Origin of the sequence: Agarivorans sp. TSD2052 (genome assembly GCF_023238625.1) — a bacterium.
Lineage (GTDB): Bacteria > Pseudomonadota > Gammaproteobacteria > Enterobacterales > Celerinatantimonadaceae > Agarivorans.
Genome location: NZ_CP096670.1, coordinates 1,253,580 through 1,270,705, shown reverse-complemented (window position 1 = coordinate 1,270,705; position 17,126 = coordinate 1,253,580). Strand labels below are relative to the sequence as shown.

Below are 17,126 nucleotides of genomic sequence, written 5' to 3'. Positions count from 1 at the left end.
TCTAATTGTTCACAATTAGGGAGTTGCCAAGGACGTGCCAAGATCTAGATCACATTTTTTTAACACCTAAAATCATTAACTTAGGAAATTCTTTACCTCTAAAGGAGTATTTGGATTTTTCTTGTTAATTCACTAACTTAGAACACAAGTGCACAAATCTGGCGCATAAAAAAACCGGCTGATTAGCCGGTTTTTATATTGAGATTGGGTTTTAGCCTAAAATAGCTAACAGCTCAACTTCAAAGACTAATGCAGCAAACGGCGGGATAGCCGCGCCAGCACCTTGCGAGCCATAAGCAAGCTCTTGAGGGATGTAAAGCTTCCACTTATCGCCCACTTTCATACGTTGTAACGCTTCAGTCCAGCCTTTAATTACGCCGTTAACTGGAAATTCTGCAGGTTCGCCACGTTGTACTGAGCTATCAAATACTTCACCAGAAATTAACGTACCTTCATAGTGAACTTGCACTTTACTGCTAGCGGTCGGGGTATCGCCTTCACCTTCAACCAATACTTCATATTGAAGACCAGTTTCAGTTTTGTTGATCTCTGGACGTTGGCCGTTTTCTGCTAAGAACGTCTCGCCTTCAGCCATTGCTTCTTTATGCTGCTCAGCTTTTTTAGCTTCAATTTCTTTGGTGATTTCTTGGAAAGCTGCGCCAATTACCGCTTCGTCTAGCTGTGGCTCAGCACCGCTCATCACATCACGGATACCATCTAACATAGCATCAACTTTTAAGCCGTCAAAAGCTGCACGCTCAATCTGCTCACCAATTTGAAGGCCGTAGCCATAACTTGCTTGCGCTGCTGCGCCTTGATATTTATCGCTCATTTCAACTCTTAAAATTAATCATGAAAAGAACAAAATGTTACCATAAAGTCTTGCGAAAAAGGCGTAATTAGCAGACTAATTCAGCCTTTTTTTGTATGAATGGTGATCCAGAAAACTCCAGCTCACGCTGCTCACCAGTGAATTTAAAACCTAAGTGACGATAAAAACCTTGAGCGTGTTGATTATCCTCCATCACCCAGCAATGTAAGCGAGTAGCAAAGGACATTTTTGCCGATTGACTCGCTGATTCAAACAAGGCCCTTCCCCATCCTTTCCCCATCGCTTGGGGATCCAAATAGAGCGCCGTTAACTCAACACCTTCGACTTGTTGGTCAAGCATGACAAAACCTTGAACATTGGGTCTCGCTAATACCCACGTGGTATAACTGGGGCTGATTAAACGTTGTGACCACAAACGATGGTGTAATACTTCAGGTAATTGTTTAAACATAGCCTGAGTCACTTTTTTATTGTAAACATGCTGCCAACTACGCCGCTGCACTAAACTAATTTCAGCGGCGTGTTTAGCTTTAGCTAGCTGGATTGGCATCAGTGTTGGTTTCAGTATCTAGACTAAATTGTGCTGGGCGCTGGCATTGTGGCTGTTTGCCTTGCGCTATCGCTTGTTTTTCTAACTGTATAGCTCTGCTCATGCGCGCTTCTAAATCAGCTATACGGGTTGTATTTGAGGGGTGGGTTGAAAGAAACTCAGGGACTGAACCGCCGCCAGCCTTCGCCATATTCTGCCAAAGCGTCACGCTAGCCTGAGGATTAAAACCGGCACTAGCCATCAGGTCTAAGCCCATAAGATCAGCCTCACTTTCTTGGGTTCTTCCATAAGGCAACAATACCCCGTATTGCACACCTAAGCCCAAAGCAGCCATCGCAACGCCTTTATGTTTAACCTCATCGCTCACCCCAATAGCGATGGCAGCCACCGCCGTGCCTATGCCTGCAATTTGGTTTTGTGATAAACGTTCATTACTGTGTTCTGCTAATACGTGGGCTATTTCATGACCGATTACAGTGGCTAGCTGGTCTTGATCTTCAGCCACTTTAATCAAACCGGTATATACGCCAACATGGGCGCCAGGTAAGGCAAAAGCATTTACCTGCTCAGAGTCAAATACCACGACTTCCCATTTCTCTTCACCGTAGTGACCGGGTATTTCGGCGGTTACCGCATTCGAGATACACGCCACGTAATCATTGGTGGCTTGGTCTGTGACTATTTTTTCTTGTTTTTTTATTTCTTCAAAGGACTGAGCACCCAATGCACTCATTTTTGAATCATCATAAAGTAATACCCGCTTTCTTCCGGTTGGAGAAGCGGAACAACTTAGTAATGCGGCTAGCGAAACAACCCCTACAGCCAACTTTAGCATTTTGTTCATTTATGCATTTCCCTTTTTAAGGCAACCTTAAAAATTGCTATTCCTTTAATATTAGTGGCAATCCGGCACTAATGAATACAACCCTATCGGCAATGGTAGCCAATGCTTGATTTAAACGCCCTAATTCGTCGGCAAACATTCGCGCCACAGCATTATCAGACACCAAGCCTAAACCTACTTCATTGGAGACAATCACAATATCACTGTCTATCTGCTTTAGGGCTTCTAACAACAACGAAGACTGCCGGTGAATATCGACTAACTGTAACTGCGGTGACTTGTCCGTGCTTAACCACCACCCTAGCCATGTCGACATACATTCCAGCAAAATTGGCTGCTGCAAGTGGGCGTAACCAGCTAATACCTCAGCTAAACACTCTTCAGTAAAATTTAATTCATGGGTAGTAAAACGGCCGTTACGCTGACGTTGATGATGGTCAATCCGCTGTGCCATTTCATCATCACTGGCTAAAGACGTTGCAATATAAACAGATGAACCGATAAGGTCATCAGCAAACTGCTGTTCTGCCCAGCGGCTTTTTCCGCTTCGAATACCGCCCAATACCAAGGTTATCATCATTCACCTTAACTATACTCATCGCAATAAATGGCGAATCATTGTTCGTTGCTAAAAACCCAATAATGCTGTTTATTTTTCCGATTGTAGAATAACGACCTAGTGACAATAAATCGTATTTTCATACCGCTTATGCCGAGTCAATTTACCGGTCTAAAATAATTCTTGTCGCTATGATTTTGGTAAATAGTAGCATAGACAAAACCAACAACAATAGTTCAAAAACCAATAACTTAATGTAAATGATAGCCATAAAAAAAGCGGCTAACGCCGCTTTTTAATCGCTTCATTGATTAACTGGTTAGGTCATCGAAAAACTTTTTAACACCATCAAAAAAACCTTCAGCCTTTGGCTTGTGTTTGCTACTTGCAGACCCGCCACAACTATCCTCAAAGTCACGTAATAATTGCTTTTGAGTATCATTAAGCTTAACCGGTGTTTCTACTGTAACTTTACAGATCAAATCACCAATTGGTCCGCCTCGTACCGACTTAACTCCCTTACCACGCATTCTAAACATACGACCGGTTTGAGTTTCAGCAGGTACCTTAAGGCTTACTCGACCATCTAAAGTGGGCACTTCGATTTCGCCACCTAAAGCCGCCAATGTAAAACTAATTGGCACTTCGCAATATAGGTTATTTTCTTCACGCTGGAAGATGGGGTGATCTTTTACATGTACTTGAACATACAAATCACCGGCTGGAGCACCGCTCTCGCCCGCTTCACCTTCACCGGATAAACGAACGCGGTCACCAGTATCTACACCTGCGGGGATACTAACCGATAAGGTTTTAGAGCGTTCGTAACGGCCTTCACCATGACATTTATGGCAAGGATCTGAAATAATTGAGCCTTTACCTTTACAGGTTGGACAGGCTTGCTGAACCGCAAAAAAACCTTGACGCATTTGCACTTGGCCTTGGCCATGACAAGTACCACAAGTTTTTGGGCTCGAGCCTTTTTTAGCGCCACTACCATTACACTGTTCACAGTGTACTAAGGTAGGCACTCGAATTTCTTTTTTAACACCTTTTACCGCTTGCTCTAAGCTCAACTCTAGGTTGTAACGTAAATCAGAGCCACGTTGAGGCTGACGTCGACCACCGCCACCACGTCCACCACCAAAAATATCACCAAAGATATCGCCAAATGCGTCGCCAAAATCACCATGCCCGCCGCCAAAACCACCCGCTCCGCGGTTAGGATCGACTCCAGCATGACCATAGTGATCATAAGCTTCTTTCTTTTGGGCATCGTTCAGTACTTCGTAAGCTTCTTTTACTTCTTTAAATTTCTCTTCAGAAGCTTTATCACCTTTAGTACGGTCGGGGTGATATTTCATCGCCAAACGTTTGTAGGCTTTTTTAATTTCTCGCTCACCGGCATCTTTGCCTAGACCAAGAACTTCATAATAATCGCGTTTTGACATAATTGGAGTTCTGCTTTCTTACAAGCTAACAGCTTGGAAGTATTGGCGTTGATAGACACACGGGCGTTGTTTTCACAACGCCCGCTATTTACTTACTAAAGTATCGAAGACAAATTATTTTTTGTCGTCTTTCACTTCTTCAAACTCAGCGTCAACCACATCGTCTTGAGCAGGAGCTGCTTGCTCGGCATCTGCCGCGCCTGCATCTGCTTGGGCTTGTTGCTGTGCTACTTCCATCAGTTTTTGAGAGGCTTCAATCAAAGCTTGAGTTTTAGCTTCGATCTCTGCTTTATCTTCACCTTTAGTTGCTGCTTCTAATTCAGTCACTGCGGCTTCGATTTTCTCTTTATCTTCAGCAGGAAGTGCTTCACCGGCGTCTTCAATTTGCTTGCGTGTACCATGTACTAAAGCATCGGCTTGGTTACGAGCTTGAACTAACTCTTCAAACTTCTTATCTTCTTCAGCATTAGCTTCCGCTTCATTAACCATCTTATTGATTTCGTCATCTGACAAACCAGAAGAGGCTTGAATGGTAATTTTTTGCTCTTTAGCGGTATCTTTATCTTTAGCAGATACGTGCAAAATACCGTCAGCATCTAAATCAAAAGTTACTTCGATTTGTGGCACGCCACGTTGTGCAGGACGAATACCTTCTAGGTTAAATTGACCTAAAGATTTGTTGTCTGCAGCACGTTTACGCTCACCCTGAATAACGTGAACCGTTACCGCACTTTGGTTATCATCGGCTGTTGAGAATACCTGTGAACCCTTCGTTGGGATGGTAGTGTTTTTCTCAACTACGCGTGTCATTACACCACCCATAGTTTCAATACCCAAAGATAGTGGCGTTACGTCTAGTAGCAATACGTCAGTTTTATCGCCAGACAATACTGCACCTTGAATAGCTGCACCCATCGCGACAGCTTCATCAGGGTTAACGTCTTTACGTGGCTCTTTACCAAAGAACTCGGTAACTGCTTTTTGTACTAGTGGCATACGTGTTTGACCACCCACTAGGATTACATCGTTGATGTCACCCACAGATAAGTCAGCATCTTGCAAAGCGATGCGTAATGGCTCTAAAGAACGTTGTACTAATTCTTCAACCAAAGACTCAAGCTTAGAGCGAGTTACTTTGATATTAAGGTGTTTAGGACCCGAAGCATCAGCGGTGATGTAAGGTAGGTTTACATCAGTTTGTTGAGCTGAAGACAGTTCACACTTAGCTTTTTCAGCGGCTTCTTTTAAACGTTGCATCGCTAACGGGTCTTGCTTAAGGTCAAAACCTTGGTCTTTCTTAAATTCTTCAACCAAGTAGTTGATCAAGCGGCTATCGAAATCTTCACCACCTAAGTGAGTATCACCATTAGTGGCTAACACTTCGAAAGTTTTCTCGCCATCTACTTCATCAATTTCGATGATAGAGATATCAAAAGTACCACCACCTAAGTCGTATACAGCAACAACGTTGTCGCCTTTAACTGAGTTTACGCCGTAAGCGAAGGCTGCAGCAGTAGGTTCGTTGATAATGCGTTTAACATCTAAACCAGCAATACGACCAGCATCTTTAGTTGCTTGACGTTGTGAGTCGTTAAAGTATGCAGGTACCGTAATAACCGCTTCTGTAACGGCCTCACCTAGGTAATCTTCTGCTGTTTTCTTCATTTTCTTCAATACTTCAGCAGAAATTTGCGGTGGTGCTTTCTTCTCACCTTTTGCTTCTACCCAAGCGTCACCGTTGTCAGCATTTACAATTTTGAACGGCATAATTTTAATGTCACGCTGTACTTCGTCATCGGTGAAACGACGACCGATAAGACGCTTAATAGCAAATACAGTGTTAGTTGGGTTAGTTACCGCTTGGCGTTTGGCTGGTTGGCCAACTAAGGTCTCGCCATCCTCGGTGTAAGCAATGATAGAAGGTGTTGTACGATCGCCTTCAGCATTCTCGATAACTTTAGGGGTATCGCCATCTAAAATCGCAACACAAGAGTTAGTGGTGCCTAAATCAATACCAATAATTCTACCCATAATGGTGTTCTCCAAATTCTGTTTATAACTAATTTTTTGTTGTTGGAACTAAGGTGGGGGCGTCAATTTTCTTTTCAAGGGAAAAACTAAAAAAAAAAGCTAAATAGCTTGATATCAAGTTGATTACTTTCCATTCAACTTTTACCACCGCAAAAGCAACAGCAGCACATAAAACCACCAAAAACCGAACAGGAAGTAGCTAAAATGCCATTAGATATAACCTGTGATACTATAACCTTAACTTTAAGTTATATGCAGAGCATTAATCTGCATAAAAATAGAGAGAAGGGAAATGATCAACACTGCAAAACTGAGCCTCACACATAAGATAATAATCGGTATGATTACCGGTATTGCACTAGGGGTTTTCTTACAAACATTTTTTGCTGATTCAGTGCTAGTTAAAGACTATCTGGTTGACGGCATTTTAAATATTACAGGGTCTATTTTTGTTGCCAGCTTAAAAATGCTAGTTGTGCCATTGGTATTTGTATCCTTGGTATGTGGCGTGTCTTCAATGAAAGATACTGCTCGCTTAGGCCGCCTTGGTGGTAAAACAGTGCTTCTTTATTTAGCCACGACAGCGATTGCCATTTCACTGGCAATGGCGGTAGCACTATTAGTTCGTCCTGGCACAGGCATCGAACTAGTGGCTGAAACGGCCTTCCAGGCTAAACAAGCCCCAAGTATTAGCCAAGTCATTATCGACATGTTCCCGGATAACCCTATTGCCTCCATGGCACAGGGCAATATGTTGCAAATCATTGTATTTGCATTGTTGTTCGGTATCGCTATCGCAATTTCAGGTGAACCAGGCAAGCGTATAGCCAGCCACTTTGAAGATTTCAATGTAGTGATTATGAAATTAGTCACCATTTTAATGAACCTTGCTCCCTATGGCGTATTCGCGCTGTTAGCCAAACTGTTCTTTGGTATTGGCTTCGACGCGATTTATAGCCTGCTAGGTTACTTTATGGTGGTACTGGTTGTGCTACTGATTCACGCTTTGGTGGTTTACCCCACCTTACTCAAAGTACTTACCGGCTTAAATCCGGTTTTGTTCATCAAGAAAATGCGTGAAGCAATTGTATTTGCGTTTAGTACTGCTTCCTCTAACGCCACTATTCCAGTGACGATGGAAACCGCTACTCATAAATTGGGCGTACGTAACTCAACGGCTTCTTTTACTATTCCCTTGGGCGCGACCATCAATATGGATGGCACTTCAATAATGCAAGGTGTGGCGACCATTTTCATCGCTACCGTTTATGGTATTGATTTAACCGCCGGTAACTTTTTAATGGTGATTGTCACTGCAACTTTGGCATCAGTGGGAACAGCAGGCGTGCCGGGCGTTGGTTTAATTACTCTGGCCATGGTCTTACAACAAGTAGGGCTGCCCGTTGAAGGTATTGCTTTAATCATCGGCGTAGACCGTTTGTTAGATATGGTTCGTACGGCGGTCAACATTACCGGTGACAGCATGGTAACCGTAGCAGTCGCTAAATCAGAAGGGGACTTAAACCTAGACACTTACAACAACCCGCTAGCGGGTTTGTCGGAAGAAGAAGTTCACTTACCCCATGAAGCAGAGCCAAATGCTACAGTAGGCTTAGAAAAGGCCTAACCATATAAAGTACACAATAAAAAACGCGGCTTTATGCCGCGTTTTTTATTTTTGCGTCAACTACGTGAACGCTTACTCGATACCACTTATAGAAATATCAAGATTGTTTAAAATGCCATTCTGAATCGAATAAATACAACCATGAACAGATAGCTGTTGGCCGTTGCGCCAAGCATTTTGCAAGGTAGTGGTTTGGGAGACATTTTTCACTTGCTCCATCACATTTAATTCACACAAACGGTCGGCACGTAATTGTTTGTCTTCAATGCCATCAAGCTCGGCTTGATGAAAGCGATAAACGTCTTTTAAATGGCGCAACCAGTTATCAATTAAGCCGTGCTGCTCCTTTTCCATAGAGGCCAATACCCCACCACAGCCGTAATGCCCGGTCACAATAATATGTTTCACCTTCAATACATCGATTGCGTACTGAATCACCGACAAACAGTTTAAGTCAGTATGTACAACGACATTAGCAATATTCCGATGCACGAAAACTTCACCAGGAGGAAGGCCAGCAATTTGATTCGCAGGAACTCTACTATCACTGCAACCGATCCATAAATACTCTGGATTCTGTTGTTTTGAAAGTTCACCAAAGAAATCAGGATCATTTTCTTTGATTCTATGCGCCCACAGTCGATTATTCTTAAATAACTGGTCAATGTCGCTCATCTATTCCTCTTTGCTACAACTAGACTCTGAGCAGTATTTTGCCCGATGCGCTCGGCGACTGCTAGCATTACCCTGCGAAACACTGATCTGACCAGCAGCTAGTCATCGAACGGGAGTTCAGCTTGAGGAGCGTCTTGTGGTGTTTTGTCTGCCAATAGTTGGCGCTGCTTACGAATAAAGTACAGCTTACGTTGCTTGCTTAAACGCAACACATTTTGCTGCTCTGCAGGGCTCAGCCTCTGCCAAGAGAAACGTTCTTCTCTACTACGAAAACACCCCATGCAAAGCCCACGGCTGTTGGATTGACAGATACCACGACAGGGATTGGGAATATCAAAAATTTCGAGCTGTTCCATGAATTACTACAACTCCCCTCCAGCCAATACGAACAATACTTATTCAGACTATAACAATGGCATAGGCAATGCTTAGAGGTCAAAATTTTAAACAAAAGTATGTCAATTCCTCACCATTTAGCTGAACACTTAAGTTTACTCCCCTAATAATGTTCAATAAAAGGCACAAAAAAAGGGCCTACAGGCCCTTAACATCGTAATAGCTTGATTAAGCGCTGGTATCTACTGAAGCAGCTTTTGAGATCATTACCATTGCAGGTCGTAATAAACGGCCATTCAGTTCATAGCCTTTTTGCAGAACGGCTACCACAGTATTTGGTGCCACACCTTCTACCTCTTGCATGCCCATTGCTTGATGTTTAGCGGGATCAAAAGCTTGATCTTGCGGCGATACGACCTCAATACCAAACTTCTTAACTGCATCGATAAGGGTTTTCAGGGTAAGCTCTACCCCTTCAATCATCGATGACAAGGCCTCATCCTCACGGTTGGCATGTAATAAAGCCATTTCCATATTGTCGATGACAGGTAACAGCTCATTGGCAAATTTTTCTAAGGCAAACTTACGGGCTTTTTCAACTTCTTGTGCAGAACGACGACGAATATTGTCAACTTCAGCTTTAGCGCGAATTACCCCATCTTTTTGCTCAGCAACCGTTTGTTCAGCAGTCGCCAAACGCTCTAGTAACTCAGCAACGCTGATCTCTTCACCCACAGATTCAGCGTCTGCCTCTGCTTCCATTTCAGCTTCTAGCTCAGCTTCAATCGCATCAACTTGCTGTTCTACTTCGTTTTCTACTACAACTTCTTCTGATTGCGCTTTATTTTGCTCGCTGCTCATGCAGGGTCTCCGTAATTCTTCACAAATAACTCTAATCTGTTGCATATTATGGGGATCAAATAGATGCTTTCAAGTGATAGACGCGATAAAACTAGCTGAGTTCTTAATGGACACGCTATAATCAGCGATAACACAAAGTGAAATCAATAAGTTATGACTAAAGCTTTCAATACCATTGGGTTAATCGGAAAACCACATCATGAGGGTGCAAACAACACCCTTACCGCGCTATACCATTGGCTTACTCAACAGTCTTATACGGTGTTAGTAGAAGAGCTAACCGGCCAACAACTAGACATTGACGGGCTTAACTTAGTCAGTATTACTGACTTAGGGCTGCAAGCCGAGTTAGCCATTGTAGTGGGCGGCGATGGTAATATGCTGGGAGCCGCGCGTGTTTTATCCGGTTACGATATTGCCGTTATTGGAGTCAACCGTGGAAACTTAGGCTTCCTTACCGATTTAGATCCAGATGATTTTGAACACCCCTTGCAACAAGTGCTACAAGGCAAATTTGTCACTGAAAATCGCTTTCTATTAGAAGCAAGAGTGATGCGTCATAATACGCTAAAAAGCTGCAATAGCGCCGTCAATGAAGTGGTACTTCACCTCGATAAAGTCGCCACCATGTTGGAGTTTGAAGTATATATTGATGATCACTTTATGCTTAGCCAACGTGCCGACGGCTTGATTATCACTACCCCTACTGGCTCTACAGCTTATTCACTTTCAGCTGGAGGCCCTATTCTCACCCCTAATTTAGATGCGATAGCGTTAGTGCCCATGTTCCCGCATACTTTAAGCTCTCGGCCGATTGTGGTTGATAGCCAAAGTGAAGTGAAACTTAAGCTATCTTACGACAACAGCGAACATATGAATGTGAGCTGCGATAGCCACGTTTCACTCCCGGTGCTACCGGGAGACGAAGTAATTATAAGAAGACAAGCAAATCACTTGCGCCTGGTTCACCCCGAGAACTATGATTACTTTAAAATATTACGAACCAAACTTGGCTGGGGCAGCAGACTGTTTTAATCTAAGCCTTACAATTATCATCGCATCAGGGAAGTGAATCATTGAGCACAACTACCTCTCCACTGGTTAAACAGCGTCAACTAGTTGTTGAAATTATGCGCCAACTTTCTTTTGGCGATATTCTCGATGTGCAATTTGTTAAAGCAGGTGATGTGCGTATCAAATGCCGGTTAATCGGCGTTGATGACGGTAATTTTCTAATTTTTGCGGTTCCCAAAACTGCCCAACAAAGCCACGGTGATGTATTAGTTGAAGGGATGGCTTGTATTATTCGCTCAATAATTGAAGGTGAAGCCGGTCAATGTATCGCCTTTCGCAGCATCATCACAGACATAATTAAGTCGCCCAAACACCTTCTATTTGTAAAATACCCCTCTGAAATCGAACGTTTTAGTCTGCGAAAACAGCAACGGGTTAGCATTCGAGTTCCGGCGACCATGACTCACCGATCGTCAGTGAGCGATCACCAAATTGAAGATAGCCTCAGTTTCGATGGGATCATCTTAGATTTATCTGCTGGAGGCTGTCGCTTTAAACTCGCTTGGCCTGCGAGTAACGGCAAGCTGCTGTTAGAAGATGTATTTATCTATATTCGCTTTCCGGGTCACCCCGACAAAGATGCGGTCGTCGAGGGAAAAGTGAAAAGCCAAAGCCGTGAAGGAATCGACCACCTATCTGTAGGTATTCGTTTTGAAGGAGAAACGGAACTAGAAGAAGTCTTTAAACACCTCGCTCTAGACGTTTAACCCCGTCATTTTCTGCCATCTTAAGTGCAACTATTGTCGATATAACATCGCAAGTTTATGCTTTGTTTTGTTGCCAGGGAACTCGGTCAAATAAAGTAATTACCACTAAGCTAAATAACGCCACAAATAAAAAACCAAACACTACCGGATAGCAAGTATCGTTAAAACTTAGACCGATTAAACTACCAATTGGAATGGCCACCAACGTTGATATAAAGGCAACAAAAGCTGAGCCCATGCCCGCAATGGCACCAAGCGGTTCCATGGCTATAGAATTTAAATTACCGAACAAGATACCAATACAGAAAAAAGCAGGCACCAAATAGGCCATTAAAATCAGCAACGGCGGTACACCAGCATTAGCCAACAATATGATACAAAATAGACCCGTTAGTAGCAGTAAGCCCCATAAAGCGTAATTAATCATCTTACGCATGCCTAACTTTAGCACTAAGCGACCATTGACCAGTGAAGCTACGCCCACCGCACAAGCAGCAACAGCAAATAACAAAGCAAAATTGTCGCCTTGGTCGTATAAGTGTATAAATATTAAAGGGGCACTGTTTAAGTAACCGATAAAACCACCAAAAACCACACCGGATACCAAGGTATAAACCAACGCGGTGCGCTCAGCCAAGAGGAATTTCAAACCTTCAACAAAGCTTTTTACTGTAAGTGGTCGGCGTTTGTCTTCCACTAAGGTTTCCTCTTGGTACAAAAAGAACCAAAAACCAGTGGATACCGCCATGATTAACAACATACCAAAGATCCAGCGCCAATGGGCAACACTCAGAATTAACTGACCCACAGCAGGGGCTAAAATCGGCACGACAATAAATACTGAAAACACCACCGACATAATACGCGCCATTTCGGCGCCTTTTAATTTGTCTCGCACCAACGCCATGGTGATAATTCGCGGTGCAGCCGCCCCCATACCTTGCAAAACGCGCCCAACGATTAGCCAGTTAAAAGACTCTGATAAGATACAAATGATGCTACCGCTGATAAATAGCAAGTAACCTACATAAATTGGCGGCTTACGGCCAACTGCATCTGACCAAGGGCCATAAAATAATTGCCCTATCGACAAGCCAATAAATAAAGAAGTGATGGTCCATTGAGCCTGAGTGGCTTGCGGTAAATTGAAGTCGTTTGCAATGGCTACCAGTGCAGGCAACATCGCATCTACAGATAATGCCACCAGAGACATCATTGCCGCTAACAAAACAATAAACGCTTTAGCGTTGCTATTTCCAGTGCTCACCTGTTACTCCTAACTCCCTACAGAAAACAGGTCGTTATATCACGAGAAAAGTTGAATAGCGATAAGTAATGAAGTTGGCTACAGTAAGGCTACAAATAATCTAAAAGTCACAATAAAACAGCAGCTATAACCAAATAGCTGCTGTTTTATCGAATTTACTAAGTGTTGTTTTTTTGCTCATTATCAAACAGCATGGATATCAGAGCGATGAGTGCAGAGCCAAGCATTAACAATAGTGATACCGCATTTAGCACCGGCGTGGAGCCTTCGCGTAAACGGTCATACATGGCAATAGTTAAAGGGGCGTCAGAGCCAACTAACATCAAGGTGGTATTGAAGTTCTCAAAAGACATAAGAAAACTCACCACTCCGGCGCCAAGTAAGGCAGGGGTAAGAAACGGCAACACTACGGTAATAAAAGCAACCCAAGAACTTGCTCCCAAATTTAACGCGGCTTCTTCTAAACTAAAGTCAAATTTACGTAAACGAGCTAATATAACTAAAGTTGAAATAGTAGTGATAAACGCCACTTGGCCAATCACCACTAGGCTAAAACCGGGTCGTAACCATTCCCATTCCCAAGCAAAGGTATTCTCAATACTATTTGCCAAACTACTACTGGCCACCAAAATGGCAACCCCAAGGATAACGCCAGGAATGACCAGCGGTAGCAATAAGCCAATGTATAGCCAGTTTTTCCCAGGAAAATCGAAGCGAACAAACAACCAGGCATTTGCAGTAGCCAACACAATAGACACGAGGGTTACCAAGCAAGCAATTGAAGCGCTCACCCCAATACTAGAAAGCAAGCCGTCATCATATAAAATCCCTAATTTAGGTTCGGTTTGGCCGATAAACCAATCTAAGGTAAAACCTTGCCAAGGCAGGGCTGGATACAAACTATCATTGAAAGCAAAGATTGCCACAATGGTTAAAGGTAAGGCCAAAAAAACTAAAAAACCGACCATGTAAAATTGGTAAAGCGATTTAGCCGGACCGCGCAGTTGATGTAACATAAATCCCCCTATCGACCCAATGTTCGGCTAAACGACTGACCACTAAGCTTCAAGCCTAGGGCCACAACAAACGAGGATACCAGTAACAAGATCACACCAAAAGCGGCCCCTAACTCCCAATTAAAGCGGGTGATAAACTGGGTGAAAATTTGCTCGGTAAACCACAGGCTGTCTTTCCCACCTAATAACCTTGGGGTGAGGTAATTACCTAAACACAGCATAAACACCATAATACAACCAGACACTATGCCAGGCATCGCGTAAGGAACGATAATGGAACGAGTAACATCCCAACCGTTTCCGCCTAGGTCATAACCGGCCTCAATCAAGCTTTTATCTAGACCTTCTAAGGTACTCACCAGCGGCACCACCATAAATAACATCGAGGTATAAACCAAACCGATTAACATACTTACATCGTTATACAGAAACTCGATAGGTTGCTCGGTTAACCCCAAGGCCATAAGCCCTTTACTTATCACTCCAGACTCTCGCAGCAGAATCATCCAGCCGTAAGTACGCACTAACTCACTGACCCAAAATGGCAATAAACAAGTCAGTAATAACAAGCGTTTTGATTTGCCCTTCGCCACTTTGGCAATGAAAAATGCCACTGGAAAACTCACTAACAAAGTGATGAAGGTAGCTAATAAGGACATCCACACGGTACGCATTAGGGTGCGCCAGTACAGTGGTTCACCAAAAAACTGTTGATATTGGTAGCCACCCACGCTATCGCCTGCTGCGTAATCTCGTTTAATCAAAGATAACTCAAGCATTTGCATGTGTGGCAACACAATCAGCAATACAAACCACAATAAAAATGGCAGCAATAACAAGTAAAAACCTAGGCCTTTAGCTTTCACTGCTCGCTCCTTTTACAATGCACATTGCTTGCTCGGCATTCCAATAGATGCGCAGTAAACTGCCCACGCTGATGTTATGCAGCGCCAAATTTGCGCCTGGGGCAACTTGATAGACCTCATTATGATGGGTATCTCGAACCATTAAAGTAGAACTCGCGCCATCAAATAAACACTCTTCAACAACAACATCAAACTGGTTATCAGCTTGAATATCTTGCCCTGCCTTAGCAATACCGATAACTTCAGGTCGAACAAAAATGTTCACCGTAGTTTTGGCAATTTGCGGTACTTTAGTTTCCACGATCAAGTGGCGTCCACGCGCGGTTTTTAATAAAGCCTTCGCTTGGCGCTGTTCACATACCACCGCTGATAACTGATTAGTTTGTCCCACAAATTTGGCCACAAAGGCGGTATCGGGTTGAAAGTAGAGCTGCTGTGGGCTGGCAACCTGTTCAAAACGGCCATTATTCATCACTGCGACTTTATCAGACATCACCAAAGCTTCTGATTGGTCGTGAGTAATATAAATAAAGGTGGTACCAAACTCTCGTTGCAGGTGTTTTAGCTCAACCTTCATTTTTTCTCTAAGCTTTAAGTCTAAGGCGCCCAAAGGCTCGTCAAGCAATAGCAAGCTTGGCTCTAATACCAAACTACGCGCGATAGCGATTCGTTGCTTTTGGCCGCCTGATAGCTGTGAAATCTGTTTATCTTGGCTTCCGTCTAAGCCAACTCGGCTAAGTACATCACTGATTTTAATTTGCCGTTCAGCGGCCTTAACCCCCCGACGCTTTAAGCCGTAAGCGATATTCTCGGCCACGTTCATATTGGGAAAGAGTGCTAAATGCTGAAACACCATATTCACTGGGCGTTTATTAGGCGCTAATTCGTTGACCCGTTGTTGATGAATTCTAATCTCGCCCTTACTGGGCGATTCGAAGCCTGCTAGCATTCTCAACAACGTTGTTTTGCCACAACCGGACGGTCCTAAAATAGAAAAAAACGATCCCGCTTCTACATTGAAATTTAAGCCATCAACCGCAGTGAAGTCAGAAAATTGCTTGGTGAGACTTTCACATTCCAGATCAAATTTAACATTTGCCACTATAAAAACTCACTTTGAAATTTAAAGGGGCCGGTTGGCCCCATACACTTATTTTGCCGCTTGAACGCGATCTAATACCTTACCTTCCATGGCTTCTAAGCCCGCAGGTACAGCCGGATACCACTTGATGTTGTCGATATCATCACTAGAAAAGCTGGCGTTAAATTGGGCCTTAGCCACTTCGTTAACGTAAGCATCCGATCCTTTTGAAGCAGTGAAATTACCTGCAGACTCGGTGATTTTTGCCGCTATTTCAGGGCGCATAACAAAGTTGATCCACTGGTAAGCCGCATCAACCGCCTTTGATTTTCTTGGGATAGCAAAAGTGTCAATCCACCCAAGAGCCCCAGATTTAGGTGCAACAAATTGAATATTCTGTTGGTCACGGTTGAGCTTCCAACCACCAGCATCCCAAGCCATGGCCGCAACCACCTCATTTGAGCGCATTAAGTTCATTAACTCATCACCGCCAGACCAGTAAGCTTTAACGATAGGCTTACATTCGACCAATTTTTGTTCTACTTGATTCAATATTTGCTGGTATTTTGCAGGGTCAGAATAAGCAGCAAATGGGTCTTCTCCCAACGCGAAAGCAAAACCAATCAGAGTTGGACGCTTCAAACGATAAGACACTTTGCCTTTATATTTGTCTTGGCATAAGTCGGTATAATCAGCGACATCTTTGGCCATTTCACCGTTCACCACTAAGCCACTGGTTCCCCAAACGTGAGGGACGCCAAATACTTGGTCGCCTACTGCGGTGTTTTTCTTAGTGGCGTCCAACATAGAGGTAATCATTTGTTGCTGTTCAATACGGGTTAGATCAATAGCCTGATAAATGCCGAATTGCTGTTGAACACCAGTAATGCGGTCTTGGCTAGGCTGGGCTAAATCAAAACCAGAGCCGCCTGTTGCACGTAACTTAGAGATCATGTCTTCATTGTTTGATTTGGTCACCTTCACTTCGATGCCCGTCTCTTTTTCAAACAGCTCTATCACTTCTTGTGGGGCGTAACCACCCCAAGTGAGTAGACGTAAGGTTTCTGCACTGGCTTGTGCGCTAACAATTGCACCCATGCTAAGCGCTAAAGCACTCAGTGTTAAACGTTTATTCAACATAATATTCTTCCATGTATTTATAGGGTTAAGTAGTAAACCAAGTTGCTTGGTTTGAATACATCGCTCGAATGATAAACATGCACTACTTTTATGACACAAATGTGAAGGTACAAGCAACCGAAAAATAGGATAAAAAACAATCAGTTTTGAATTTTAGCTTGCAAGCTCAAAAATAGAACTATATATTTATACAGCAACTGTATGAATAA

17 protein-coding genes are annotated in these 17,126 nt (G+C 43.3%); 3 read left to right on the top strand and 14 right to left on the bottom strand.

The window, feature by feature from the left end; all coding sequences use genetic code 11:
• Positions 1-211: 211 nt before the first annotated feature.
• From M0C34_RS05710 to dnaK, 6 genes are all read right to left on the bottom strand, one after another.
• Positions 212-832: a BamJ family beta-barrel-assembly machinery protein gene (locus M0C34_RS05710; RefSeq protein WP_248714692.1), complete on the bottom strand. Its 621-nt coding sequence runs from the start codon at positions 830-832 to the stop codon at positions 212-214.
• 67 nt (positions 833-899) lie between these two features.
• Positions 900-1,382 carry a GNAT family N-acetyltransferase gene (locus M0C34_RS05705; protein ID WP_248714691.1) on the bottom strand — a complete coding sequence of 161 codons (483 nt, stop codon included), beginning with the start codon at positions 1,380-1,382 and terminating at the stop codon, positions 900-902.
• A complete protein-coding gene (locus tag M0C34_RS05700) occupies positions 1,363-2,217 on the bottom strand; it encodes a M48 family metallopeptidase (RefSeq protein ID WP_248715599.1) in 855 nt (284 codons plus the stop codon). The genes M0C34_RS05705 and M0C34_RS05700 overlap by 20 nt, the downstream gene beginning before the upstream one ends.
• A 46-nt stretch (positions 2,218-2,263) precedes the next feature.
• Entirely contained in the window at positions 2,264-2,806 is a 543-nt protein-coding gene (gene cobU, locus M0C34_RS05695) for a bifunctional adenosylcobinamide kinase/adenosylcobinamide-phosphate guanylyltransferase (protein ID WP_248714690.1), read from the bottom strand.
• Between the two features lie 290 nt (positions 2,807-3,096).
• Positions 3,097-4,236 (bottom strand): molecular chaperone DnaJ, encoded by a 1,140-nt coding sequence (gene dnaJ / locus M0C34_RS05690; protein WP_248714689.1) that lies wholly within the window; start codon positions 4,234-4,236, stop codon positions 3,097-3,099.
• Between the two features lie 114 nt (positions 4,237-4,350).
• Positions 4,351-6,267, bottom strand: coding sequence for a molecular chaperone DnaK (dnaK, locus tag M0C34_RS05685; protein ID WP_248714688.1), 1,917 nt, complete (start codon positions 6,265-6,267; stop codon positions 4,351-4,353).
• A gap of 292 nt (positions 6,268-6,559) precedes the next feature.
• Between dnaK and M0C34_RS05680 the strand changes: the two genes are divergently transcribed.
• Positions 6,560-7,894, top strand: coding sequence for a dicarboxylate/amino acid:cation symporter (locus M0C34_RS05680; protein ID WP_248714687.1), 1,335 nt, complete (start codon positions 6,560-6,562; stop codon positions 7,892-7,894).
• 72 nt (positions 7,895-7,966) lie between these two features.
• On the opposite strand, the gene can is transcribed toward M0C34_RS05680, so the two are convergent.
• The 3 genes from can to grpE form a co-directional block, all read right to left on the bottom strand.
• Positions 7,967-8,569 (bottom strand): carbonate dehydratase, encoded by a 603-nt coding sequence (gene can, locus M0C34_RS05675; protein ID WP_248714686.1) that lies wholly within the window; start codon positions 8,567-8,569, stop codon positions 7,967-7,969.
• A gap of 98 nt (positions 8,570-8,667) precedes the next feature.
• A complete protein-coding gene (locus M0C34_RS05670; RefSeq protein WP_248714685.1) occupies positions 8,668-8,925 on the bottom strand; it encodes a DUF1289 domain-containing protein in 258 nt (85 codons plus the stop codon).
• Positions 8,926-9,133: 208 nt separating this feature from the next.
• The gene (gene grpE / locus M0C34_RS05665) at positions 9,134-9,766 is read right to left on the bottom strand and encodes a nucleotide exchange factor GrpE (RefSeq protein ID WP_248714684.1); all 633 of its coding nucleotides are present in this window, start codon (positions 9,764-9,766) and stop codon (positions 9,134-9,136) included.
• Positions 9,767-9,919: 153 nt separating this feature from the next.
• On the opposite strand from grpE, the gene nadK reads away from it, so the two are divergent.
• Together nadK and M0C34_RS05655 are read left to right on the top strand one after the other, a co-directional pair.
• Complete coding sequence (gene nadK, locus M0C34_RS05660; RefSeq protein ID WP_248714683.1) at positions 9,920-10,801, top strand: NAD(+) kinase; 882 nt, start codon at positions 9,920-9,922, stop codon at positions 10,799-10,801.
• 41 nt (positions 10,802-10,842) lie between these two features.
• Positions 10,843-11,547: a flagellar brake domain-containing protein gene (locus M0C34_RS05655; protein ID WP_248714682.1), complete on the top strand. Its 705-nt coding sequence runs from the start codon at positions 10,843-10,845 to the stop codon at positions 11,545-11,547.
• Positions 11,548-11,602: 55 nt separating this feature from the next.
• Here the strand turns inward: M0C34_RS05655 and M0C34_RS05650 are convergent, their stop codons facing one another.
• The 5 genes from M0C34_RS05650 to M0C34_RS05630 all read right to left on the bottom strand — a co-directional run bounded on the left by M0C34_RS05650 (position 11,603) and on the right by M0C34_RS05630 (position 16,917).
• Positions 11,603-12,814, bottom strand: coding sequence for a multidrug effflux MFS transporter (locus M0C34_RS05650; protein ID WP_248714681.1), 1,212 nt, complete (start codon positions 12,812-12,814; stop codon positions 11,603-11,605).
• A 158-nt stretch (positions 12,815-12,972) separates the two neighbouring features.
• Positions 12,973-13,830, bottom strand: coding sequence for an ABC transporter permease (locus tag M0C34_RS05645; RefSeq protein ID WP_248714680.1), 858 nt, complete (start codon positions 13,828-13,830; stop codon positions 12,973-12,975).
• 8 nt (positions 13,831-13,838) lie between these two features.
• Complete coding sequence (locus tag M0C34_RS05640) at positions 13,839-14,696, bottom strand: ABC transporter permease (RefSeq protein WP_248714679.1); 858 nt, start codon at positions 14,694-14,696, stop codon at positions 13,839-13,841.
• A complete protein-coding gene (locus tag M0C34_RS05635; protein WP_248714678.1) occupies positions 14,686-15,798 on the bottom strand; it encodes an ABC transporter ATP-binding protein in 1,113 nt (370 codons plus the stop codon). Before M0C34_RS05635 ends, M0C34_RS05640 begins: the two co-directional genes overlap by 11 nt.
• Positions 15,799-15,846: 48 nt before the next feature.
• Entirely contained in the window at positions 15,847-16,917 is a 1,071-nt protein-coding gene (locus M0C34_RS05630; protein WP_248714677.1) for an extracellular solute-binding protein, read from the bottom strand.
• Positions 16,918-17,126 lie beyond the last annotated feature (209 nt).

Coding starts and splice junctions, on each gene's coding strand:
- M0C34_RS05710 (WP_248714692.1), bottom strand. CDS start 832: ATGAGCGATAAATATCAAGGCGCAGCAGCGCAAGCAAGTTATGGCTAC.
- M0C34_RS05705 (WP_248714691.1), bottom strand. CDS start 1,382: ATGCCAATCCAGCTAGCTAAAGCTAAACACGCCGCTGAAATTAGTTTA.
- M0C34_RS05700 (WP_248715599.1), bottom strand. CDS start 2,217: ATGCTAAAGTTGGCTGTAGGGGTTGTTTCGCTAGCCGCATTACTAAGT.
- cobU (WP_248714690.1), bottom strand. CDS start 2,806: ATGATGATAACCTTGGTATTGGGCGGTATTCGAAGCGGAAAAAGCCGC.
- dnaJ (WP_248714689.1), bottom strand. CDS start 4,236: ATGTCAAAACGCGATTATTATGAAGTTCTTGGTCTAGGCAAAGATGCC.
- dnaK (WP_248714688.1), bottom strand. CDS start 6,267: ATGGGTAGAATTATTGGTATTGATTTAGGCACCACTAACTCTTGTGTT.
- M0C34_RS05680 (WP_248714687.1), top strand. CDS start 6,560: ATGATCAACACTGCAAAACTGAGCCTCACACATAAGATAATAATCGGT.
- can (WP_248714686.1), bottom strand. CDS start 8,569: ATGAGCGACATTGACCAGTTATTTAAGAATAATCGACTGTGGGCGCAT.
- M0C34_RS05670 (WP_248714685.1), bottom strand. CDS start 8,925: ATGGAACAGCTCGAAATTTTTGATATTCCCAATCCCTGTCGTGGTATC.
- grpE (WP_248714684.1), bottom strand. CDS start 9,766: ATGAGCAGCGAGCAAAATAAAGCGCAATCAGAAGAAGTTGTAGTAGAA.
- nadK (WP_248714683.1), top strand. CDS start 9,920: ATGACTAAAGCTTTCAATACCATTGGGTTAATCGGAAAACCACATCAT.
- M0C34_RS05645 (WP_248714680.1), bottom strand. CDS start 13,830: ATGTTACATCAACTGCGCGGTCCGGCTAAATCGCTTTACCAATTTTAC.
- M0C34_RS05630 (WP_248714677.1), bottom strand. CDS start 16,917: ATGTTGAATAAACGTTTAACACTGAGTGCTTTAGCGCTTAGCATGGGT.